Annotated in this window: 13 protein-coding genes; 5 read left to right on the top strand and 8 right to left on the bottom strand. The window is 38.3% G+C overall.

Features of this window, described 5'->3' with window-relative positions; translation table 11 throughout:
• The first annotated feature begins 114 nt into the window (after positions 1 to 114).
• The 3 genes from ttrB to ACFSAV_RS05565 are packed head-to-tail and all read left to right on the top strand — an operon-like array spanning position 115 to position 4,980.
• The gene (gene ttrB, locus ACFSAV_RS05575) at positions 115 to 852 is read left to right on the top strand and encodes a tetrathionate reductase subunit TtrB (RefSeq protein ID WP_379097176.1); all 738 of its coding nucleotides are present in this window, start codon (positions 115 to 117) and stop codon (positions 850 to 852) included.
• Positions 849 to 1,898 (top strand): NrfD/PsrC family molybdoenzyme membrane anchor subunit, encoded by a 1,050-nt coding sequence (nrfD, locus tag ACFSAV_RS05570; RefSeq protein ID WP_379097173.1) that lies wholly within the window; start codon positions 849 to 851, stop codon positions 1,896 to 1,898. Before ttrB ends, nrfD begins: the two co-directional genes overlap by 4 nt.
• Positions 1,891 to 4,980, top strand: coding sequence for a tetrathionate reductase subunit A (locus ACFSAV_RS05565; protein WP_379097170.1), 3,090 nt, complete (start codon positions 1,891 to 1,893; stop codon positions 4,978 to 4,980). The genes nrfD and ACFSAV_RS05565 overlap by 8 nt, the downstream gene beginning before the upstream one ends.
• A gap of 214 nt (positions 4,981 to 5,194) precedes the next feature.
• On the opposite strand, the gene yfaE is transcribed toward ACFSAV_RS05565, so the two are convergent.
• From yfaE to dacB, 8 genes are all read right to left on the bottom strand, one after another.
• Entirely contained in the window at positions 5,195 to 5,443 is a 249-nt protein-coding gene (gene yfaE / locus ACFSAV_RS05560; protein WP_101774871.1) for a class I ribonucleotide reductase maintenance protein YfaE, read from the bottom strand.
• Positions 5,440 to 6,012, bottom strand: a complete 573-nt coding sequence (locus ACFSAV_RS05555) for an RBBP9/YdeN family alpha/beta hydrolase (protein WP_379097167.1) — start codon at positions 6,010 to 6,012, stop codon at positions 5,440 to 5,442. The genes yfaE and ACFSAV_RS05555 overlap by 4 nt, the downstream gene beginning before the upstream one ends.
• Positions 6,013 to 6,085: 73 nt before the next feature.
• Positions 6,086 to 7,216 carry a class Ia ribonucleoside-diphosphate reductase subunit beta gene (nrdB, locus tag ACFSAV_RS05550; protein ID WP_101774873.1) on the bottom strand — a complete coding sequence of 377 codons (1,131 nt, stop codon included), beginning with the start codon at positions 7,214 to 7,216 and terminating at the stop codon, positions 6,086 to 6,088.
• A gap of 281 nt (positions 7,217 to 7,497) precedes the next feature.
• Positions 7,498 to 7,590, bottom strand: a complete 93-nt coding sequence (locus ACFSAV_RS05545) for a methionine/alanine import family NSS transporter small subunit (RefSeq protein ID WP_379097164.1) — start codon at positions 7,588 to 7,590, stop codon at positions 7,498 to 7,500.
• Positions 7,590 to 9,098 carry a sodium-dependent transporter gene (locus tag ACFSAV_RS05540; protein ID WP_379097161.1) on the bottom strand — a complete coding sequence of 503 codons (1,509 nt, stop codon included), beginning with the start codon at positions 9,096 to 9,098 and terminating at the stop codon, positions 7,590 to 7,592. The genes ACFSAV_RS05545 and ACFSAV_RS05540 overlap by 1 nt, the downstream gene beginning before the upstream one ends.
• A 320-nt stretch (positions 9,099 to 9,418) precedes the next feature.
• The gene (gene nrdA, locus ACFSAV_RS05535; protein WP_101774876.1) at positions 9,419 to 11,689 is read right to left on the bottom strand and encodes a class 1a ribonucleoside-diphosphate reductase subunit alpha; all 2,271 of its coding nucleotides are present in this window, start codon (positions 11,687 to 11,689) and stop codon (positions 9,419 to 9,421) included.
• 454 nt (positions 11,690 to 12,143) lie between these two features.
• Positions 12,144 to 12,932: an MOSC domain-containing protein gene (locus ACFSAV_RS05530; protein ID WP_379097158.1), complete on the bottom strand. Its 789-nt coding sequence runs from the start codon at positions 12,930 to 12,932 to the stop codon at positions 12,144 to 12,146.
• Position 12,933: 1 nt separating this feature from the next.
• The gene (gene dacB, locus ACFSAV_RS05525; RefSeq protein WP_101774878.1) at positions 12,934 to 14,397 is read right to left on the bottom strand and encodes a serine-type D-Ala-D-Ala carboxypeptidase; all 1,464 of its coding nucleotides are present in this window, start codon (positions 14,395 to 14,397) and stop codon (positions 12,934 to 12,936) included.
• A gap of 165 nt (positions 14,398 to 14,562) precedes the next feature.
• Between dacB and greA the strand changes: the two genes are divergently transcribed.
• Positions 14,563 to 15,039 carry a transcription elongation factor GreA gene (gene greA / locus ACFSAV_RS05520; RefSeq protein WP_101774879.1) on the top strand — a complete coding sequence of 159 codons (477 nt, stop codon included), beginning with the start codon at positions 14,563 to 14,565 and terminating at the stop codon, positions 15,037 to 15,039.
• 411 nt (positions 15,040 to 15,450) lie between these two features.
• Positions 15,451 to 23,727 (top strand): YadA-like family protein, encoded by an 8,277-nt coding sequence (locus tag ACFSAV_RS05515; protein ID WP_379097154.1) that lies wholly within the window; start codon positions 15,451 to 15,453, stop codon positions 23,725 to 23,727.
• Positions 23,728 to 23,750: the final 23 nt, after the last annotated feature.

The raw sequence follows: 23,750 nt of genomic DNA, 5'->3' as shown, positions 1-23,750 counted from the left end.
CTCACTTTTTATGTGGAAAACCACAATAGTTTTTTCATTGACCTTCCTTAACAATACGCTAAAAAAAGTCATAACTCAATTGAGTGAATGATAATAACTAAAAGGAACACCACTATGGAAATGAGTAAGCGAGTTTTTCTAAAAAATTTATCTGTGTTAAGTGTGGGGCAGGCGTTTATTCCTTTTAGTCAGGCAGAAAGTCAGTTTCAACCTGCTAGACGTGAAGGAAATGACGCGCATCGTTATGCAATGTTGGTGGATTTACGTCGTTGTATCGGTTGTCAATCTTGTACCGTGAGTTGCGGGATAGAGAATGCAACACCGATAGGTGAGTTTAGAACAACAGTGCGTCAATATGAGGTGGTTGATGAAAATCAAGTGGTCAATAATGTGTTATTACCTCGATTATGTAATCACTGCGATAACCCACCTTGTGTGCCAGTTTGCCCAGTGCAAGCCACTTATCAGCGTAAAGACGGTATTGTGGTGATTAATAATGAACGTTGTATTGGGTGTGCCTATTGTGTTCAGGCGTGCCCTTATGATGCTCGTTTTATTAATGAAGAAACAAAAACTGCGGACAAATGTACATTCTGCACTCATCGTCTTGAAGTTGGACTGCTCCCTGCTTGTGTTGAAAGTTGTGTAGGAGGAGCACGTGTGATTGGTGATTTAAACGATCCCAATAGCACGATCAGTAAAATGGTCGTAGAACATAAAAGTGAGTTGAAAGTATTAAAACCTGATTCAGGCACGGTTCCGCATGTGTTTTATTTAGGTTTAGATGAAGCTTTTGTTCATCAAGTACAAGGGCAACCCATGTTATGGCAAGGTAAGGAGGCAAATTTATGATCATTCGTGAAATCCTCGTTGAACCACAAGCAATTGCTTGGTTACCTTGGGCTGTGAGCTATTTCTTTTTTATTGGTTTATCTGTTTCCAGTGTATTTGTTGGGCTATTAATCAATCGAGTTGAGAAAAACCAATATCATGAATTCATTGCCGTTACGATTGCACTTAGCTGTGCCATTGTTGCTCCTATTGCATTAACGGCGGATCTTCATCAGCCGAGCCGCATTATGCATTTTTATGTAAACTTGACACCATGGTCATGGATGGCATGGGGCGCAATTTTTTTACCTTTATTCACGCTAGCAGTTGTAGGCTATTTGGGGTGTTTATTACGTCAAGTGATTCCCTCATACAAACTGCCTAAATTTTGCCATTTTGTTTATTGGGGAAATTTCAACTTGTCAATGTGGACGAATGTTTTTCGGTTCTTTTCGTTGTTATTGGCATGTTTGATTTTAGTGTATACCACAATGGAAGTGTTTGTTATCGAAGCACGTCCTTTATGGCATCACTATGGGCTAATGCCATTGATTTTATTCAGTGCATTCCCGACGGCATTATTGCTTTGTCGCTTTTTTATTGCGTGTTTTACTCAGCAATCAATGCCAACTTACTTTTCTCATCTTATTTTGATGAGTTTGATTATTTTTATAGGGACTTTGGGCGGTCTGTATGCTTGGTCAGAGCAGACCGCATTTCAATTAACTCAACTTTGGCATTTTAGTTCAATGCCAATGTTGGCAGTTATATGCTTAGTGGCATTATCTATTCTAATTTATTTACCACATTCATTGTTGTTGAACATTATTCGTTTGTTAGTTGCATTGTGTTTTACTTGGCTAGTACGTTGGATTTTATTAATTCAAGTGCAAAGTGTGGCGAAATATAACGCTTTAATGAATCCTTATCATCTCACTTGGCATATTGACGGTACTATTGGCATTGTATCGGTATTTAGTTTATGGCTTTTTATTGGCATCTTGTTATGGCAACTATTGCGTTCAGCTTTATCGCAAATGGATTTTACGGGGGGAAAATATGAATAACCAACGACGTAATTTATTAAAGGGCGGATTAGCCTTAGGCACAGCAACAGCCTTTGTGACGGGTTATTCACCAAAAGTAAAAGAGATTGCAACAGGTTTAATTGAAGGCACATCAGGGCAAGCGACTTTAGATAAAATTAATGGTAATGCATTATTACCTGAATATCAGGTTAAAAATGGTCAAGTCGTTAGCAATAGCCAGCAAGTGGTATGTAATACTCAATGTATGGGATGTTGGACCTTATGTGGTTTACGTGCAAGAGTCGATTTAGAAAAAAATCAAGTATTGCGTATTAATGGCAACCCATATCATCCTTTATCAGCAGATCAATATCTCGATTTTAATCAATCTATTCAGCAAGCAGAACTCAGTGTGGCGGGCGAAAATGGTCTAGCACATCGTTCAACGGCTTGTGCGCGAGGGGCAGCTTTTTTAGAAGGTATTAATAGCCCTTATCGTATTACTCAGCCATTAAAGCGAGTGGGAAAACGTGGTGAAGGTAAATGGAAAACGATTAGCTTTGAGCAATTAGTGGATGAAGTCGTGAATGGTGGGGATCTGTTTGGCGAAGGACATGTGGAAGGGCTAAAAGCGATTCGAGATTTGAAAACGCCAGTTGATGCCGAGAATCCAGATTTTGGCGCGAAAGTGAATCAATTGATGGTGACTTTTGCTGGACCAGAAGGACGTCAGCCCTTATTAAAACGTTTTGCTAATAATAGCTTTGGTACGATTAACTTTGCTTCCCATGGTTCATTTTGTGGTTTGTCTTATCGTGCAGGTTCAGGCGCATTTATGAATGATCTAGTGAATAATTCACATGCTAAACCAGATTGGGATCATGCTGAATTTATTCTGTTCATGGGGACATCGCCTGCTCAAGCGGGTAATCCATTCAAGCGCCAAGCACGACAGTTAGCCAAACAACGTACAGAAGACAATTTTGATTATGTCGTGGTTGCACCACGCTTAGAGCTAACCAATAGCCGAGCGGTAAAACAAAATCGCTGGGTACCGATTATTCCAGGCACAGATCTGTCGTTATCTTTAGGGATGTTGCGTTGGATTATTGAACATGAACGTTATAACGCAGCTTATTTAGCGATACCGAGTGAAGAAGCTATGCAAAAAGCGAGTGAGGTCAGTTTTTGTAATGCGACACATTTGTTTATTGCGGATCCAACGCATAAACGTTATGGACAAGCTATTCGCTTACAGGATCTTGTTGATATGCCCGTACCTGAAAAGCCAGTTGATGGCGATATTGTGGTTAAAGATCAGCAAACAGGGACATTTATTGCTGCTAAAGATTGTGAAAGTGCGGTCATTTTTGTAGAAGATTTGCTCACTTTCAAAGATGGCTCACAAGTCTTAGCAAAGTCAGCTATGCAATTATTTAAACAATCTTGCTTTGAACATAGTATAGATACCTATTCAGTTCATTGTGGTGTGCCGACTGACATGATCATCAATTTAGCCAAAGAATTTACCTCACATGGTCATCGAGCTGCTGCGATTACCCATGGTGGCACCATGCATGGTACAGGGTTTTACACTGCTTGGGCAATTTTATTACTGAATGCTATGGTCGGTAATATGAACAAGAAAGGTGGGATGAGCATGACGGGTGGTAAGTTCAAAGATTTTGGTGGTGGACCGCGCTATGATTTAGCTAATTTCCCAGACATGGTGCAACCAAAAGGAACTAACTTAGCACGCAGTAAAAAAGCCTATGAGAAATCAAGCGAATTTAAGCGCAAAGTAGAACAAGGTGTATCACCTTATCCAGCTAAAGCGTCATGGTATCCTTTTGCGGGTGGGCAAATGTCTGAAATGATTACGTCTGCGTTACAAGGTTATCCTTATTCGCTTAAAGCTTGGATTAGTCATATGAGTAATCCAATTTATGGTATGACAGGCATTCATCATGTGGCTAAAACCAAATTACGTGATCCAAAAATTTTACCTTTGTTTATCGCCGTTGATGCATTTATGAATGAAACCACAGCATTGGCAGATTATATTGTGCCAGATACGCATAATTTTGAGAGCTGGGGATTTAGTACACCATGGGCAGGCGTACCGACAAAGACCAGCACTGCACGTTGGCCAGTGATCCAATCACAAAATACGAAAACTGCGAGTGGTGATGTGGTTTGCATGGAAAATTTTATTATTGCGATTGCAAAGGCAATGGATTTACCGGGTTTTGGTGATAATGCGATTACGGATAAACAAAAAAATAGTTATTCACTTAATTGTAGTGAAGATTATTTTTTACGCGCCGCAGCAAATATTGCTTATGATGGAAAAGCACCAGTGAATGACGCGAGCGAGGAAGATTTGTTGTTGACCGGTGTACAACGTTTAATGCCTAAGTTACAACAAACCTTAAAACCAGAAGAAGTATTAAAAGTCGCCAATGTGTATTGTAAAGGGGGGCGTTTTGCGCCTTATCACAGCGCATGGCAAGACGATAATATGCAAGTACGTTGGAAAAATTGTTTGCAAATTTGGAACGAAACGGTAGCCAAGGCCAGACATGCGCAAACCGGTCAGCATTATCATGGTTGCCCAAAATATTTTGAACCACAGTTTGCGGATGGTTCCAGTTTAGAAAGTCATTACCCAGCAAAAGAATGGCCATTTAAATTGATTTCTTTTAAATCAAATTTAATGAGTAGTATTACTGCACCGTTATTACGATTGCATAGTATTAAGCCTGATGGCATTGTGGCAATCAACCAGCAAGATGCTAAACAACAGGGATTGCAGCATGGTGATCTTGTTGCGTTGATGACACCGGGCGGTAAACAAAATGTCCAACTGGTGGTGATGGATGGTGTGATAAAAGGCACTATTGCGATTGAGCATGGCTATGGTCATAAACAATTAGGAGCGACAAGCTATATGATTGATGGTAAGCAAATCGCAGGGCATCCACAAATTAAACGTGGAGTAAATATTAATGATTTAGGTTTGTTAGATAACACAAAAGAAATTGTTTCTCCATGGGTGGATTGGGTGTGTGGTTCGGCAGTAAGACAGGGAATTCCAGCCAAATTACAAAAACTCACTTAAAAGAAAATAGGCTAAATTTATTAAGGGCAAGGCAAGATATTTTTAATGCCTTGCCTTTTGAGTTTGCAATGTAGTGCTTATGATGATTCATCAATGGGTTTATAGCTGGACCCGCGCTGATAATTATTTGAGTTAGATTTGCTAGTGTATTAGCTAAGATTATTACACATAAAATGCGGTATATTTTTTTCGACTTTTGTCAAGGAGGGACAACCTACATCTCAATTTCCAGATCTTCTTCGACTTGGCAACAACAAAGTAAAATTTCGTTAGGTTGAATAAAAGCAAGGGGCGGTTCTTTATAAGATACTTTGCCTTTTCTTATTTTGACACGACAAGAACCGCAATAGCCAGAACGGCATTGGTATTCATGAAAAATCCCATTGTTCTCTAAATGAGAAAGTAGAGAGAGTTGGTTATCGTATTCAAGGGTAATTTGACTGTGGATAAGATGAATTTTCATTCGTTTTTAAAGCGTGCTTGAATGTGTTGTAATACGAGAGGAAATTCTATCCAACCTTCACGATCGAGGAAATGTCCTCCTCTTTGTAAACGAATATAATCAGCTTGTAGTGCTGTTGCTAGTGTCTCAGTATACTGATGTGGCACAATATGATCATCGTATGCCGCGATAGTGCAAGGCGTTTGGCGAAACAATTGGCTTGGATTGAGTTTGCTTTGTGCTAACAGAGCCTGATAAGTGTCAATGAAGGGATTGAGTTCGGCTAAGTGTGGAATAGATTGATTAAAACCAGAGACAAAGATGCCACTTAATATCGGCTGTTGTTGGCTGAGAAGTAAGTTGAGTGCTGCAATACAACCTAGACTATGTCCAATAATAACCGTTTGTTTAGTTAATTGTAACTGTTGCTTGAGATATGCAAGCCATTCTGCTGTATCAGGTTGCATTGGATTAGGCATATTAAGACAGGTACAAGCAATATCCGTTTTGCTGAGTTGTTGCGCTAAATAAGGGAACCAATGTGCGTTTGCTGAGGCTGTATAGCCATGAATAATATAAACTTGTTTCATCTCTTTGTTTTCTGATAAATAAAGACCGCACTTTTGTTTTATAGAGAAAAGTGCGGTCTGTTTTTAGTCAATTTTAGAGATCGAAATCACCAAAATCTTTAGTATCGACTTTAGAGTCAATTTGACCTACCAAGTAAGAACTCACTTCCACTTCTTGTGGGGCAACTTGCACGTTATCTGAGACTAACCATGCGTTGATCCATGGGATAGGATTTGAACGCGCTTGGAATGGTAATGGTAAGCCAACAGCTTGCATACGAATATTAGTGATATATTCAACATATTGAACCAGAATATCGCGGTTTAAGCCGATCATTGAACCATCTTTAAATAAATAGTCTGCCCATTCTTTTTCTTGCTCAGCAGCAGCCACGAATAAATCATAAGCTTCTTGTTTACATTCTTCTACGATTTCAGCCATTTCAGGATCATCTTGACCTGACGCCATAATATTCAGAATATGCTGGGTACCTGTTAAGTGTAACGCTTCGTCACGTGCGATGAATTTTATGATTTTTGCATTACCTTCCATTAATTTACGTTCTGCAAAAGCAAAGGAACAAGCAAAAGAAACATAGAAACGAATTGCTTCAAGCGCGTTTACGCTCATTAAACAGAGATAAAGTTGTTTTTTAAGATTGCGTAATGTCACCACACATTCTTGTCCATCAACCGTGTAAGTCCCTTCACCATAGAGTGTATAAAGCTGGGAGTCGCGGATTAAATCATCGTAGTAAGCCGAAATGTCTTTAGCACGTTTGATGATTTCTTCGTTGGTCACAATATCATCGAAAATCACAGAAGGATCATTGACGATATTACGAATAATATGCGTATATGAGCGAGAGTGGATTGTTTCAGAGAATGTCCAAGTTTCAATCCAAGTTTCCAGTTCTGGAATAGAAACTAAGGGTAATAATGCAACGTTTGGGCTACGACCTTGAATAGAATCTAAAAGAGTTTGATATTTTAAATTACTAATGAAAATGTGCTTTTCATGTTCTGGTAATGCTTGATAATCAATGCGATCTTGTGAAACATCGACTTCTTCAGGGCGCCAGAAGAAAGAAAGTTGTTTTTCGATCAATTTCTCAAAAGTTTCGTATTTTTGCTGGTCATAACGAGCAACGTTCACGTTTTGACCAAAGAACATTGGCTCTTTTAATTGATCGTTCTTATTTTGTGAAAATGTTGTATAAGCCATTTTGTTTTCTCCATGATGAAAGTAGGTAAAAATTTACCGCACTTTTGATGAAATTAATAGACGATGGCTATTTTACCCAAGTCATAAAATTTAAGCTAGCGAAATGACAATATTTCTCATTTGTTTAAGCTAAATTGAATCGGATAGAAAACGTAATTGATTGTTTTTAATCATAAAATAGACTGAGTTGTTTAACAGAGAGGTATAAAATGTTGTTATAGTGGGGACAGAAAAAATCAGCACCATTATTGGTGCTGATTAAAAGTGCGGTCTGTTTTTTTTTACTCTTTTGGTAATCTCAAAACAGAGATGATTAAGCCGCCCCAGATAATAGCCAATGCGACTAACATCATGATAATTGCGCTACTGCTCATTATTTATCTCCTTTTGTTGAATCAGTTAAATATTTCCAAGGTAAGCGTGATAGTAAGAAGGCAATTATCCCTAAACCAATTGCCATTCCCCAACCAAATGTGTTAACAAACCAATCTGGATAACCGCCATAACCTTCTGTTGCGACTTTATTGATTTCAGTAAATAACATATAGACAAGAACAGTTGAAGTAACCGTACCAATTAATACACGCCATACTACGCCAACTTTAAAAGAAGATGTTTCGTTAATATGTGCTGCTAAACCAGATAAGGATTCATTGATCAAGATAGCGTAAATCACCATTAAACCTACTGCAACGATACCAAAGCTGTTAACAAATTTATCTAATACATCTAATACAGGTAGACCTGTTGTTGTACCAAATAATAAGATTGAAACCAATGCCATTGGGGTACAGACTGCAGCCGTGGCAATAGAACGACGCAATCTTAATTTATCTTGTACTGCGGAAATAATCACTTCTAAGATTGACATTAAAGAGGTAATACCAGCAAATAATAATGAACCAAAGAATAAGACGCCAATCACCGCCCCAAAAGGTGCTTGGTCAATAATTGCTGGGAAAGCAATGAAGGCTAAGCCAATGCCTGATGTTGCTACTTCGCTGACTTCTTTACCGCCCGCTGTTGCCATAAAACCTAATGCGGCAAATACCCCAATACCAGCAAGCAATTCAAAACTACTATTCGCAAAACCAACCACTAAACCAGAACCGGTTAAATCACTTTGTTTTTTCAAATAAGAAGAGTAAGTGATCATAATCCCAAAGCAGATTGATAGTGAGAAGAAAATTTGCCCATAAGCAGCAACCCAAACAGTTGGTTCTAATAATTTAGACCAGTCTGGTGTAAATAACGCATCTAAGCCTTTTGTCGCACCCGGTAAGAAAAGTGCAGTGATAACTAAAATGACGAACATGACAGTTAATAATGGCATGAAGAACGAGGCTGATTTACCAATCCCTTTCTGTACCCCTAATGCTAAGATCACTAAGATGAAAAACCATACGGCAATTAATGGTCCAGCGATACTACCAACGAAATCAAGGCTAACTGATACACCTTCAGCCATTTGTAAATAATCTTTAAAGAAGAAACTGGCAGGATCAGCACCCCATGCGCTATTTAATGAGAAGAAGGTATAAGAGGCTGCCCAACCAAGAATAACGGCATAGTAAATACCGATAATGACATTGATCATCACTTGCCACCAACCAAAAGTTTCAAAGTTTTTATTTAACTTACGAAAAGCAAGTGGAGGAGAGGCGCGATATTTATGACCGATTGCATAATCTAAAAATAACAGTGGAATACCTGCGGTTAATAACGCCACTAAATAAGGGATGATAAAGGCACCACCGCCATTTTCATAAGTCACATAAGGAAAACGCCAGATATTTCCTAATCCAACGGCAGAACCAATTGCCGCAAAAATAAACGCTTTACGTCCAGAGAACGTTTCGCGACTTTGAGATGATGTTGTCATAATTGCAACCTTTGTTTTTGTTAGTTTTAGTTAAAAAAATGTTAGGATTTAGAAATATAATGAAATATTGCCTTGAGTCAATAGGGATAAATGCTTTATTTGGACGATTAAATAGAATAATACTGGAATAATATTTTGTTGAAAATGGATTTATTGGATTTAAATGTTGAAAATGAAATGTAAACAAATTTAACATCTAGAATCAGATATTCATCAGAGAAGAAAAAACTAACAAAAGTTGTTCAAAAAAGAATTAAAAAAGTGCGATCCTTTGATTAAAAGAACCACACTTTCAGTAGGTTAGATTGTTTTATCGTCAATTAGATTTTACAAGCACCGCCTGAACAGCCATCATCAATATCTTCCTGACCATCATCTGCACCATCACGTGTATTTTGATAATAAAGGGTTTTTAAGCCATATTTATAAGCGGTTAATAAATCGCCTAATAAACGTTTCATTGGCACTTTACCATCTTCAAAGCGCTGTGGATCGTAGTTCGTGTTGGCTGAAATCGCTTGGTCAACGAATTTTTGCATAATACCGACTAAATGTAGATAGCCATCATTGTTTGGTAAATCCCATAATAACTCATAGTTTTCCCCTAAGGTTTCGTATTCAGGGACAACTTGTTTAAGGATACCATCTTTTGATGCTTTCACACTGACATGACCACGTGGTGGTTCAATACCATTAGTCGCGTTAGAAATTTGTGATGACGTTTCAGAAGGCATTAACGCAGTTAATGTTGAGTTACGCAAACCAAATTCTTGAATCTCTTTGCGTAAAGTTTCCCAGTCATAATGCAATGGTTCTTTAGTTAAGTTGTCAATGTCTTTTTTATAGGTATCAATTGGTAGAATACCTTGTGAATAAGTGGTTTCATTAAAGTATTCACAAGCACCAATTTCTTTGGCTAAATTCATTGATGCCTTCAACAGGTAATATTGAATTGCCTCAAAAGTGCGGTGGGTTAAGTCATTAGCACTACCATCAGAATAGCGCACACCATTTTTCGCTAAGTAATAAGCATAGTTAATCACACCGATACCTAATGAGCGACGAGCAAGTGAACTTTTTTCCGCAGCAAGGATAGGATAATCTTGGTAATCGAGCAAAGCATCTAAGGCACGTACTGCAAGATCTGCAAGTCCTTCTAATTCATCTAGATTATCTAGTTTACCTAAGTTGAACGCAGACAATGTACATAAAGCGATTTCGCCATTCTCATCATGGAAATGTTGTAATGGTTTCGTTGGTAAGGCAATTTCTAAACATAAGTTAGACTGACGCACTGGCGCGACTGTCGGATCAAATGGTGAATGTGTATTACAGTGATCCACGTTTTGAATATAAATTCGTCCTGTTGAAGCGCGTTCTTGCATAAGCAGTGAGAATAACTCAACGGCTTTTACCGCGCGCTTGCGGATAGACGGATCTTGTTCATATTGTAAGTAAAGCTGTTCAAATTTATCTTGATCAGCGAAGAAAGCTTCATACAATCCTGGCACATCAGATGGGCTAAACAGTGTAATATCACCGCCTTTAATTAAACGTTGATACATCAATTTGTTTAATTGTACGCCGTAGTCCATGTGACGAACACGGTTATCTTCAACACCACGGTTATTTTTTAATACTAATAAACTTTCAACTTCTAAATGCCAGATTGGATAGTAAACTGTTGCTGCGCCACCACGCACGCCGCCTTGCGAACAAGATTTAACGGCTGTTTGGAAATATTTATAAAATGGAATACAGCCAGTGTGGAAGGCTTCACCGCCACGAATTGGACTGCCTAACGCGCGAATTGCACCTGCATTTACGCCAATACCCGCACGTTGTGAAACATATTTCACAATCGCAGATGCTGTTGCATTAATAGAATCAAGGCTATCACCACATTCAATTAACACACAAGAACTGAATTGGCGAGTTGGCGTGCGAACACCAGCCATAATTGGAGTTGGTAATGAGATTTTGAACGTTGAAGTCGCATCATAAAAACGACGAATGTAATCCAAACGCGTTTCTTGAGGATATTTAGAGAATAAACTCGCAGCTACTAATAAATAGAGGAATTGTGCTGATTCATAGATTTCCCCTGTTACACGGTTTTGGACTAAATATTTACCTTCGAGTTGTTTGACCGCCGCATAAGAGAAGGTCATATCACGCCAATGATCGAGATAACTATCCATTTCATCCCATTCTTCGCGGGTATAGTCTGTCAACAAGGCAGGATCGTATTTCCCCATACGAACTAATTTTTTAACATGATCGTAAAGGCGAGGCGGATCAAAATGACCATAGGCTTTTTTACGCAAATGGAATACGGCTAAGCGAGCGGCTAAATATTGATAGTCTGGGCTTTCTTTACTAATTAAGTCAGCGGCAGCTTTGATGATGGTTTCGTGAATGTCGGAAGTGCGAATACCTTCATAAAATTGAATATGTGAGCGTAGTTCGACTTGAGAAACTGAAACATTATCTAGTCCCTCTGCAGCCCAAGTAATAACACGGTGGATTTTATCAAGATCGATTGGTTCAAGATGTCCGTCACGCTTAGTGACCATCAATGCTTTATTCATGTTGCTGACCTATTGCTGGAGTTGTGAAAACACAAGATATAGTTATATATTGAAAAGTTGGATACAAGATAATGTGCTAGCAACTAAAATTCAAGCAGTAAATTTTCACTTGAATTATTGACATGGAATAACTTATTTATAAATAAGTAAAATTTTTAGTAGTTGAAAAAATTGAATCATTAAAATTTGTGCGCTAGATCAAATTTTACTTTTGATAACTTTTAAGACAACTAAAAGTGCGGTCAATTTTGACAAAATTTTGCAATTGGTTTATTTCATGGCATTAATGCTTAATTTTATGTTATTTAAGGTATTTTAGAATAATGATCAGAGTTTTAAGAGGTCATTAGGGTTAAGTTAAAAATGTAAATGAGGGCTGTAGCCTTGTATTATCACTAAGTTAGATGTTATTTGAGAAAAAACGTGGGTGCCTTATTGCACCCAACGCTTGTATTTATTCAATGATTTCAACTTTATCATTAAGGCGAATGATCCCTGTATTGAGCGGGATAAGGTTAATCCCAAACAAAGGCTGACCTTCTGCATTTACATTGATCTTTTTTAAGGTGCGAAAGGGCTCCATTTTAGCATCAATGGTATTACTATCAGGATCGCGAGTCGTTAAAATACAGCGTGTACAAGGCTTAACATTGAAAAATAGTACATCGCCAATTTTGATTTTCTTCCAAGTTTGCTCAATAAAGGGTTGTTCAGCATCAATTACAATATTCGGGCGAAATTGCAGCATTTTGATTGGAGAAGGGCATTGTGCTTGAACTGCTGCAAAAGAAGCCAGAGTGGTTAGCAAAAGGGGATAGCCATCTGCGAAAGAAACAGGCGCGTCAGGTAAGCGTTTAGTGTATCGCTGTGATTGCTCGCCAATCCAACGTAATTGGACTTTTCGTCCGATTTTTTCACTAAACCACAGATTAATTTGTTCACTCGCAACCCAAGCTGGAAAATGACTACCCCAGACGTCAGCAATAGACTGCTGTTGAAAATCACAGTAACGTACTATGAGCATATCACCGTCTTGGTGCTGGATTTGTAGTCCTAAAGGAATAGGCAACGCAAAGAAATGATAGAGTGTTTGATCTTTTCGTGCACTTATAAATTTACCATCTGTTTCTGTTAACATAAATTCACGATCAAAATTTAACCCTTGCACTTGGACTACAGCTTGAGCAACTTGATAGGCTTGCGTTGATTTAATTGGATAAAGGTAAAGCTGTTTAACTTGCATATTAATCCTGATAAATTGCGTTATAAATACTGCTTTCGAATTGTACTAATGGTGCACGTTTGGTTTTTTGTTCAAAATCACCCGTTGAATAGCCATTAATAAATTGGACAAATGCGATTTTTTCACCTTGTTTATTGGTCATAAAACCAGCTAAATTATAGACCCCTTTTAATGCGCCAGTTTTAGCAGTAACGTTTTTAACTAGTGGTTCGTTAATAAACGAACCTCTACCCAGTAAAGTACCGTCTACACCTGCAATTGGGAACGTATCAAGTAAATTCAGTGCGGTTTCATTTTTAGCAATATAATCTAAAACTTGCAGTAATGTTTGAGCGGAAATCAAGTTATGGCGTGATAGTCCAGAACCATCGGCGATCATCACGTTACCTAATTTAATTCCCGTTTTGCTTTGTAGGATTTGACGCATGGCTTGGCTTGCTAATGGAAAAGAAGCGGGACGTTTATAATGGTGATAGGCAATAGTCCTAAATAACGCATCTGCAATTTGGTTATCAGATTTTTTCATCATTTTTTTGATTAAATCAGGGAGCGGTTTTGATAAATGTTGGGCAAGTAGCTGTCCTTTTTGTTGTTGATAAGGTTGTTTCACTTTGCCATTAAATTCAATGCCCAGACGTTTTAAGTTCCTTTGAATAACGGCTGCCGCGTAGGCATTCGGATCCTGAATAGCAAAGCTCAAGCCAAACGGTTTGCTTTTACGTGATAAACAGCCTTTAAGTTGATAACGATTATTGTCTAATACGACTGCATCAAGTTGGCAGTAGCCTGCTTCTTTTGGACCCGCAATGTAAACTTGCCCAAAAACTTGTACTGGATATTGCACCGGAATATTAATTTTTGCTTGTTCACCCACAGGTTGGTTTGCATCGAGTTCTACATAAAAACAATTATTATCAATATTGACTGCTGCTGGTGGAGCATTAAAGCACATCGTTAAATCGTTCCAGATCCAGCCTAAGCCACGATCATGGCTGGTGAATACCGAAGTATCTAAAATTAAATCACCTTTAATTTTAGTAATTTGCTGCTTTTTTAACTGAGTAAGTAAGTTATACAGTTGTCCGCTGGTTAGATCGGGATCACCTGTAAAACGAATAATTAAGTCGCCTGTTAGCGCATTATTTTGTATCTTACCATTCGTCAATAGACTAGTCTCAAATTGGAATTGATCCCCTAACGCCAATTTCGCGGTTAATGCAGTCAGTACTTTTTGAGTACTGGCTGGCAACATAAAAGTTGTTGCGTTATGTTCAACAATTATCTGATCGTTTTCTAAATTTTTAGCGATGAAGGCGAGATTGGTACCTTCAGGTAGGTGTGCTGCAATGTCCGTCATATTGACATTGGCAGCGAGCTGATTACTAGAAAATAGCGCCAACATGAAAAGTGAACTTTTCAGTGCTTTTGAGAAAAGTGCGGTGGAAAAAGAGGGTGCTTTATACATAATTGGTCCGAATAGTTGCTATTTTTTTGTAGACGAACAATAATAGTATTTGAATCTTCGAGAGTAAATCCTTTTCTCGTAATCAATCACTTTTAATTGAACTGCGGCATTGTGGCTACAATGTTGTGGTTTTGTTTTTATCTAAAAAGGGAAGAACAACATATTATGAAACAAATTCCGATGACTATACGTGGAGCAGAGCAATTAAGGCAAGAACTTGATTTCTTAAAGAATACGCGTCGCCCAGAAATTATTAAAGCGATTGCAGAAGCACGTGAGCATGGTGATCTGAAAGAAAATGCGGAATATCATGCTGCCCGTGAGCAACAAGGATTCTGTGAAGGACGGATTCAAGAGATTGAAGGAAAGCTAGCAAATAGCCAAATTATTGATGTCACTAAAATACCGAATAATGGTAAAGTGATCTTTGGTGCGACAGTGATTTTATTCAATATTGATACAGAAGAAGAAGTGACTTACCAGATTGTAGGTGATGATGAAGCCAATATTAAAGCAGGATTAATTTCAGTTAATTCGCCTATTGCTCGTGGTTTAGTCGGAAAAGAAGTAGATGATGTTGTTTCGATTCAAACACCGGGTGGAAAGGTCGAGTTTGAGATTATCGAAGTTAACTATTTATAAGTAGAGCTGCTATCCTCCTTTAACAGCCTGATTTCTATATAGAAATCAGGCTTTTTCGTATGATTATACGTAAGCATTGCGTATAGAAACCTTTTTAATAACTATTTGATAAATAAAGAAAAATGCAGTTATGTAAATAATGTTGCTTATGTAAATTTTCTCTAAAAGCAATATTACTTAATTTTACATTATTTTTTTTCTTTATATTTCAATTGGTTAATGTGTATTCCCTTTTTGATCAATATACAAACAATTTACTTAATTAAAAATTAATGCTCCAATAACATAGATTTAGTATTTGCATGCATTTTGTGCATTATTAATTGGTATCTAATTAGTCTAATGTTGAGTGTATTTATCTAACATTTAAATCTTTGCGTTATTTCATTATATTTATCTAAGGGGCATTTTATGAATAAGGTTTATCGAGTTATATGGAGTCATGTAACTAATACTTTCATTGCGGTATCAGAGCTAGCGACTTCAAAAGGCAAAGTAAAGTCATATAGCGTTATACCTTCTAATCAACAATCGCAAGTCAATACAAGTATTCCAAGCTCGTTTAAACTAAGTACAATTGCTGTACTCTCACTTTTAACTTTCTCTCCAGCTTCTGTCATGGCGCAGGATGTTACTGCAGATAATTTAACAGTTAATGGTACCTCTACTTTTACAGGCGCTGCTACATTTAATAATACAGCAACCTTTAATAATATAGTTACTGTAGGTAATGTTGTTGCTACTACGTTGACTGTGGGTGGTAAAACAGTTGCTACTGCTGATGATTTAAAGGATAAGATTGATCAAACAGCTTTGAATAATGCTCTAAGTTCAAAAGCAGAACAGAGTACAGTCAATGATTTAACGACAAAAGTTAATGCTAAAGCGGAACAAAGTGCAGTAGATGCTTTAACGACAAAAGTTGATGCTAAAGCTGCACAAAGCACGGTAGACGCTTTAACAACAAAAGTTGATACTAAAGCAGATAAAGCAGAAGTCGATACTTTAAAAAATACTAAAGCGGATAAAAGTGTTGTTGATACTTTAACTGGCACAGTTAATCAAAAAGCCAATCAAACAGAAGTAAACCAACTTAAAGCAGATAAAGCGGATAAAGCCGCTTTTGATAAATTAAGTACGTTGGTTGCCTCAATTGGTGTTACTGAGGGTACACCTTATACAGGTATCAAATATTTCCGCACTAAATCAACACTTGATGATGCAGTTGCACAAGGACAGGATTCTATCGCTATTGGACCAAAAGCTAAGGCTGAAGGGCAAAGTGCTGTAGCAGCAGGTCATGATAGCACGGCTAATGCAAAAGAATCTATTGCTATTGGTCACAAATCTTATGCAGTAAAAACCGCAAATAAGGGTATTGCGATTGGTGAATATGCGCGTGTTGGTTCTAAACAAGATGGTGATGTGGTTTATGATGGCGCATCATCATATGTGTTAGGTCCTAAAGATGGTGAAAGTTCAGTTGCAATTGGGGATAATGCGGTAAGCCGTGGTGAAAGTAGTATTGCGATTGGTAAAAATGCGATAACGTCAAATAAAGATGCCAAAACACAAATTGCTAAAAATAATATTGCATTAGGTACAAACGCACAAGCTATCGCCAGTGATAATTCTATTGCCTTAGGTAATGCGGCAAGAACAAATAAAGATTCTGATTCATCAATTGCAATTGGTGATGGCGCAGAAACTAAAGCAGCACATTCTTTAGCCGTAGGAACAACTTCTAAAGCACTTGCTGAAGCTGCACTTGCTTTAGGTAAAGTTTCAGAAGCTAAGGGGGCATCTTCTATTGCAATGGGGAATACCTCAAAAGCTGATGGTGGAAATTCAGTAGCAATTGGTAGTAACAGTAAAACATTACAAAGTAATACTATCGCTTTAGGTTCATCAGCATCTGCTTTACCAGATAGAACCATTTCTATTGGTTTAAATGCAGGTAAAGGGCAAGAAGCTGATGCAACAGGGACTAAGCATTCGCAAATTAATATTGGTGAAAATTCAGGCGAAGGTGTTATTGGGCAATTAAATATTGGTATTGGTGCGCACTCAGGGAAAAATGTTGTTGGTAAACATAACATTGCATTGGGTACTTATGCTGGTACAAATTTGACGAATTCAGAGGAAACTTCAGGGGCTAACGTTTCTATCGGTCATGAAGCCAATAAATATGATCAATTGACTGCTGTACAAAAATCAACTGTAGTGGGGGCACAAACTAAAGCCGCTTCTCGTTCTACTGCATTAGGTGCTGAAGCAACAGCTTTGGGATTAGATGCTGTTGCTATTGGTATTACTTCAAAAGCAGAAGGTAATAAATCAGTTGCGATTGGTGCGAATTCTACAGCGGATTCAAATAATGTGGCATTAGGTGCAACGTCGAAAGCTGTAGCAAAAGATGGTTCTGGATATTTAACTGGCAAGAAATCTTCATTAGTCGTTTCTGTAGGACATCAAGATGGGGCTACTGATCAGCATATTTTACGCCGTCTTGTCAATGTAGCAGATGGTGTGGATGAGCAAGATGCAGCCACTGTGGCACAGCTGAAAAAAGTCACTGAAAAAGTAACAAGTGATTTGCAAGCACAATTTAATGCATTAAATCATGCTCCAACAGCGTCTGAAATTAAATATGATACATTAAAACCAAATCCAGCGAGTGGTGCGGAAAATAAAATTACGTTAAAAGACAAAACACGTATTTCTAATGTGGCACCAGCAGAGCTTGATACTGATGCTGTGAACTTAGGTCAAGTAAACCAAATTGTCACTAAAAATAAAGCGCATTATTTTAGCGTGAACGATGCAGGTGTCGCTCCAGTCCCAGGTAACCGAGATAATGATGGTGCAACTGCGAAATTATCAATGGCAATTGGACAAAATGCAGCAGCGAAAGCAGAGCGTAGTGTCGCGATTGGTAACTATACGACAGTGAATGGTGAAGGTTCTATTGGTTTAGGAACCTATTATAAAGGTAGTGCTGACTTAGATGATGGCGTTGCAAGAGAGAGCGAAACTACGGTTACCAAACCAACAAAAAATGTGAAATATGGTATTGCAATTGGTGCGGGAACAACCACTGATGGTAATAACTCCATTGCGATTGGTAGTTTAGCAGCAACATCCGACAAGGATCCGGGCGCGAATGTGGATCGTGCTATTGCGATTGGTTATAACGCGGTCTCTTCAGCAGAAAAAGCAAATGCAATTGGTGATCGTGCGGTCGCTAACTCAGCAAAAGGTAATGCGTTTGGTAGCCAAGCCTTATCAGGCAATGAATCTGCAACAGCAATTGGTACTGAATCGAAAGCTGAAGGTATAAATGCTTATGCACTTGGTACAAAATCACATGCAAAAGGCTTAAATTCTATTGCGTTTGGTACTAATCAGACAGTAACTGGCGAAAATTCAGGTAGTATTGGTTATGCTGGTTCAGAAGATGATACTCCTGAAGCGAAAAAAGTTAAAACTATTGTCAGTGGTTCAGGCACTTACTCGTTAGGTAATACTAATGGCACTATTACTGCCGCAGAAAGTGGTATTTTCGGTAATAGCAATGAAATCAAAGCGAAAGAAAATACGCGTATTGTGGGGAATAAGAATACTATTGGTGCAATTGAAGAAAAGCCACATGTACCAGGTACTCCGCCAGCAGCACCAGTTAATGATCTGAAAGACATTTATGTCACAGGTTATAACAACAAAATCAGCAGTGATAAAAAATTGGCTAAAGATTTAAGTGGATTATTTGTTTATGGTCATGGAAACAGTATTGCTCAGTTACCAGATCCTGATTCGCAAGAAGAATTTACATTAACTAATTCATCTGTCATTGGTGCAAATAATATTTTAAATACAAAAGGTGAAAATTATTTTGTATTAGGTAATAAAGTAACAGCAACTCTAGAAAACTCAGTTTATCTAGGTTCAGAATCTGCTTATGTTGTAGCAGGTAATTCTACCTCAGGTATGAATGCTTACAATGATATGGCAAATGGGTTAAATAAATCAGGTCATAGTTTTGCAGGCGGTACACCAGTTGGTGTGGTCACTGTAGGTGCAGTTGGTAAAGAACGCCGCGTGCAAAATGTGGCAGCAGGTTTAGTAACAGAAGCGAGTACTGATGCGATTAATGGTAGCCAGTTATTTGCTTTAACGCGCCCATTACGTTTTGCAGGCGATAACTCCACTTTAACCAACCAAGATGGCAAGCCAAACGGTGATGCTAATGTTGTATCTCGTAGTTCTAACCAAGCTATTGATATTACTGGTGGAGAAACAGATACTAATAAATTGACTGCTAAGACGGATAAAAATATTGGTGTTATCGTTACTGATAGTAACTCAATGGAAATCAGATTAGCAAAAACGTTATCTAATTTAACTGAAGCAACCTTTGGTACTGGAAATGATAAAACTACTATTAACAAAGACGGTGTAACCATTGTTAATAATGGTAAAGATAATGTGAGTCTCACTGATACTGGTTTAAGCAATGGTAATAATAAAATCACCAATGTAAAAGCGGGTGAGGCTGATACTGATGCTGTGAATGTAAAACAGCTAAAAGATCTTAAAGCAGCTGGTTTTGGTTTAACAGGTGAAGATGGTCAGACTGTTCAACAAGAATTAGGTACAGCGATTAAAGTCACTGGTGATGATAATGTCAAAACTAAAGTCGTGACAGAAAGTGGTACTAAGAAGTTAGAGATCGCTTTAGAAAATCAAGTTGCTCTTGGCGGAGCTGCTAAAAATGGTAACCCAGCAGCCGATGGTAAATTAACACTGAAAAATCAAGCTGGTACAGATAAAGTTGTCCTTGATGGTGCAAACGGTTCAGTGGGTTTAACGGGCGCTGATGGTGCGACAGCAACGATTACCGTTAAAAATGGATCTCCTGCTGTAGATGGCACTGCCAATACAACTAAACCACGTATTACTTATGGTAATGAAGAAGTTGCTACTTTAAACGATGGTTTAAAATTTGGTGCAAATGCTGGCACAGTTCACAATGCGAAGTTAAATACGCAAGTAGATGTGAAAGGTGCGGTTGCGAATACGGATTGGGCTCAATTTGATCTTGGTAAAAATATCATGACTAAAGTTGAGAACAATACGATTACTATTGCGCTAGCAAAAGCATTATCTGGTTTAACTAGTGCTGAATTTGGTGATCCAACTAGTACAAATAAAGATGGAGTTGTCATTAATAAAGATGGTATTACTATCAAAAATAATGGTAAGCCAGATGTTAGTTTAACTGATAGTGGTTTAGATAATGGTAATAACCAAATCAAGAATGTTGCGAGTGGTTTGACCAAAACTGATGGTAGTGTAACAACATCTTTAGCTGAAGCAGTTAAAACCAATGGTGTGAATGTTGGTGACTTAAAAACGGCAATTGATAATATTACTGCTGGTAATAATCCGAATGGCGGTAATAACCCGTTAGGCGGTTTTGGTTTAAAAGATAAAGATGGCAATATCTTTAAGCAAAATCTAGGTGAAACTGCACAAATTACGGGTGATTCAAATGTGAATACCAAAGTAATTGATGGTCAAAATGGTACCAAAGCGCTTGAAGTCAGCTTAGCGAATCAATTGACTTTAGGTAAAGCGCCTGATGTTAATATGCCTAATGCAAAAGGCGAAGCGGGTAAAGTCACTTTAAAAGATGATAAAGGCACAGATCGAGTTGTGGTTGATGGTAGTGAAGGTACTATTTCATTAACGGGTCAACCAGATCAAGCAGGTGGAACAGCTCCAGCAGCGAAAATCAAGGTTGGTATGGGAAATGCTGATTTAGCTGGTAGCCCAAATGATTCAACCGCACCAGCCAAGAATAAAACTCGTATTACTTATGAAATTCCTGCGGCACAGGGTGGACAACCAACAGTTGAAGAGTTAGCAACATTAAACGATGGCTTAAAATTTGGTGCAAATGATGGAGCAGTACATAACGCCAAACTCAATACTCGTGTTGATGTGAAAGGGGCTGAAACGAATACCACTTGGGCGAACTTTGATGCGGGTCAGAATATTATGACTCAGATTCAAGGTAATACTATTACTGTCGCTTTAGCGAAAGCATTGGCTGGGTTAGATAGTGCGACATTTGGTAATCCAACTAATAAAGATGCTACTGTAATTAATAAAGATGGTGTCACTATTACGAATGGCGATAAGTCAGTTAGCTTAACTGAAAAAGGTTTAGATAATGGCGGTAACCAAATTGTTAATGTTGATAGTGGGTTGAAAGATAAAAATGGTGCTAATGTTAAATTGAAAGATGCTACTGGTGATGTTTTAACTAATGGCGTAAACGTTGGTGACCTGAAAAATGCAATTAATGATGTAACCTCCGCAACCAATGGTGGTTTTGGCTTGAAAGATAAAGCAGGTAATGAATTCAAGCAAGATCTAGGTACTACAGCACAGATTACTGGCGATAGCAATATCAATACAAAAGTGATTGATGTACCTAATAGTAATGATAAAGCATTAGAAATCAGTTTAGCTAATGATATTACTTTAGGTAAAGACGGTAAAAATGGTGCAAATGGTGTTGATGGTTCTCTTGGTGTTAACGGCAAAGATGGCGCAAGTGTTGTCTTAAACGGTAAAGATGGTTCTATTGGGTTAACTGGACCACGTGGTAAAGACGGTACTGATGGCAAATCTGCGACTATTAGCGTGAAAGAAGGTAAGCCAGGTGTTGATGGTAAAGATGGTGATACTAAGACACGTATTGTTTATGAAACTAAAGATAAAAATGGTCAGCCTGTCACTGAAGAAGTCGCAACCTTAAATGATGGCATGAAGTTTGTCGGTAACGATGGTAAAGAAGTCACCCGTAAACTGAATGAAACCTTAAGCATTAAAGGTGGTGTAGACGCTACTACTTTAGCAGACACAACTAAAGTCTCTTCTAGTAATTTAGGTGTGAAAACCAACGCAGATGGTACGGGCTTAGAGATTGTGATGAAAGAACGCCCTGAGTTTTCTGGTCTTGTTGTAAATGGCAAAGATGGTCAAGATGCCGCGATTAAGTTTGCAAAAGAGGGCAAACAAGGTATGTCTATCGCTGCGAAACAAGATGCAGATGGTAATACCACAGGTTTAACTATTAAAAAGCAAGATGGAACTGATGGTGTGACTTTTGAAAATGATGGGCGTATTACTAATGTAACAGCAGGTACAGCTCCAACTGATGCAGTTAATGTAAGTCAGTTAGAAAAAGGTATTGCCAAAGCAACCACGAAAGTTGAAGCGGGCAAAAATATGGAGGTGACTCCAAAAACAAATCCTGATGGCAGTACGACTTATACTGTGGCAACAAAAGACGATGTAAGTTTTACAACAGTCACAACTGGTAATACTGTCATGAACAATGATGGTGTGAAAGTAGGTGATAACGTTGCATTAACGAATACTGGTTTAACTGCGGGCGATGTTAGTCTTACAACAAATGGCATTAACGCTGGTAATAAGAAAGTGACTGGCGTTGCTGATGGTGATATCTCTCCAACCAGCAAAGATGCGGTTAATGGTAGTCAGTTACATGCAGTGAAAGAAACAGCAGAAGCTGGCTGGCATTTAACTGCAAATGGTAATGACTCATCGAATGTAAAACCAAGAAATACAGTGGATCTTAACAATACTGATGGCAATATTGTGATCACGAAAACAAATACTACAGATAAGCATAATGTCACATTTGGTCTTGCTGATAACATTAATGTGAAAGATTCCGTGGTTGTTGGTCCAAAAGGAGCGGATGGTAAACCGAGTGAAGGTGCTGTAGTCATCAATGCGAAAGACGGTGCGAATGGTAAAGATGGTATTAGTATCGTGGGCAAAGATGGCAATGATGCCGTGTCGATCAGTGGTAAAGATGGCGTTGGTAAGATTGGTCTAACTGGCCCTGCTGGTGCGGATGGTAAGAATGCGCATGCGATCATTGGCGTGAAAGATAGCGTGAAAGGTTTAGATGGCAATGATGGTAAAGACGGTAATAGCAAAACACGTATCGTTTATACCAAACCAGATGGTACAGAAGAGCAAGTCGCGACCATGAATGATGGTTTAGTCTTTGCGGCAGATAGCGGTACTGAACACAAAGCGAAGCTTGGCACAACGGTGAAAGTGAAAGGTGACGATAAAAACATCGAAACTGAAGTGGCAGGTGATACGATTCGTGTCAAACTGAAAGACAATATTGATGTGAAAGGTGTAACAGTTAGAGAAAAATTCACTGTAGAAACAGGAGCAACAATCAACATGGGTAACAACGTGATTAACGGTGTGGCTGATGGTGAAGTAAGTGCAACCAGCAAACAAGCAGTGAATGGTAGCCAATTGCATAAAGTTCAACAGCAAGTGACAAATAATGCAAATGCTATTAATAAACTCGGTGATCACATCAATAAAGTAGATAAAGATCTTCGTGCGGGGGTTGCAGGTGCAACGGCAGTTGCTTTCTTACAACGTCCAAATGAAGCTGGTAAGAGCCTTGTTTCATTAGGTGTGGGACATTATAAGAGCGAATCAGCGGTTGCAGTAGGTTATGCAAGAAACTCTGACAACAATAAGATCTCAATTAAATTGGGTGGTGGTGTCAATAGCCGCGGCGATGTTAACCTTGGTGGTAGTATCGGCTATCAATGGTAGTTTCTCATTGACGCAATAAAGTA

The sequence above is a fragment of the Pasteurella oralis genome (assembly GCF_042681465.1).
Lineage (GTDB): Bacteria > Pseudomonadota > Gammaproteobacteria > Enterobacterales > Pasteurellaceae > Pasteurella > Pasteurella oralis.
This window is presented reverse-complemented; position numbering and strand designations above follow the sequence as displayed.

Bases quoted from the DNA above. Each gene is read 5' to 3' on its own strand.
- ttrB (WP_379097176.1), top strand. From the start codon at position 115: ATGGAAATGAGTAAGCGAGTTTTTCTAAAAAATTTATCTGTGTTAAGT.
- nrfD (WP_379097173.1), top strand. From the start codon at position 849: ATGATCATTCGTGAAATCCTCGTTGAACCACAAGCAATTGCTTGGTTA.
- ACFSAV_RS05565 (WP_379097170.1), top strand. From the start codon at position 1,891: ATGAATAACCAACGACGTAATTTATTAAAGGGCGGATTAGCCTTAGGC.
- yfaE (WP_101774871.1), bottom strand. From the start codon at position 5,443: ATGAAAATTCATCTTATCCACAGTCAAATTACCCTTGAATACGATAAC.
- ACFSAV_RS05555 (WP_379097167.1), bottom strand. From the start codon at position 6,012: ATGAAACAAGTTTATATTATTCATGGCTATACAGCCTCAGCAAACGCA.
- nrdB (WP_101774873.1), bottom strand. From the start codon at position 7,216: ATGGCTTATACAACATTTTCACAAAATAAGAACGATCAATTAAAAGAG.
- ACFSAV_RS05545 (WP_379097164.1), bottom strand. From the start codon at position 7,590: ATGAGCAGTAGCGCAATTATCATGATGTTAGTCGCATTGGCTATTATC.
- ACFSAV_RS05540 (WP_379097161.1), bottom strand. From the start codon at position 9,098: ATGACAACATCATCTCAAAGTCGCGAAACGTTCTCTGGACGTAAAGCG.
- nrdA (WP_101774876.1), bottom strand. From the start codon at position 11,689: ATGAATAAAGCATTGATGGTCACTAAGCGTGACGGACATCTTGAACCA.
- ACFSAV_RS05530 (WP_379097158.1), bottom strand. From the start codon at position 12,932: ATGCAAGTTAAACAGCTTTACCTTTATCCAATTAAATCAACGCAAGCC.
- dacB (WP_101774878.1), bottom strand. From the start codon at position 14,397: ATGTATAAAGCACCCTCTTTTTCCACCGCACTTTTCTCAAAAGCACTG.
- greA (WP_101774879.1), top strand. From the start codon at position 14,563: ATGAAACAAATTCCGATGACTATACGTGGAGCAGAGCAATTAAGGCAA.
- ACFSAV_RS05515 (WP_379097154.1), top strand. From the start codon at position 15,451: ATGAATAAGGTTTATCGAGTTATATGGAGTCATGTAACTAATACTTTC.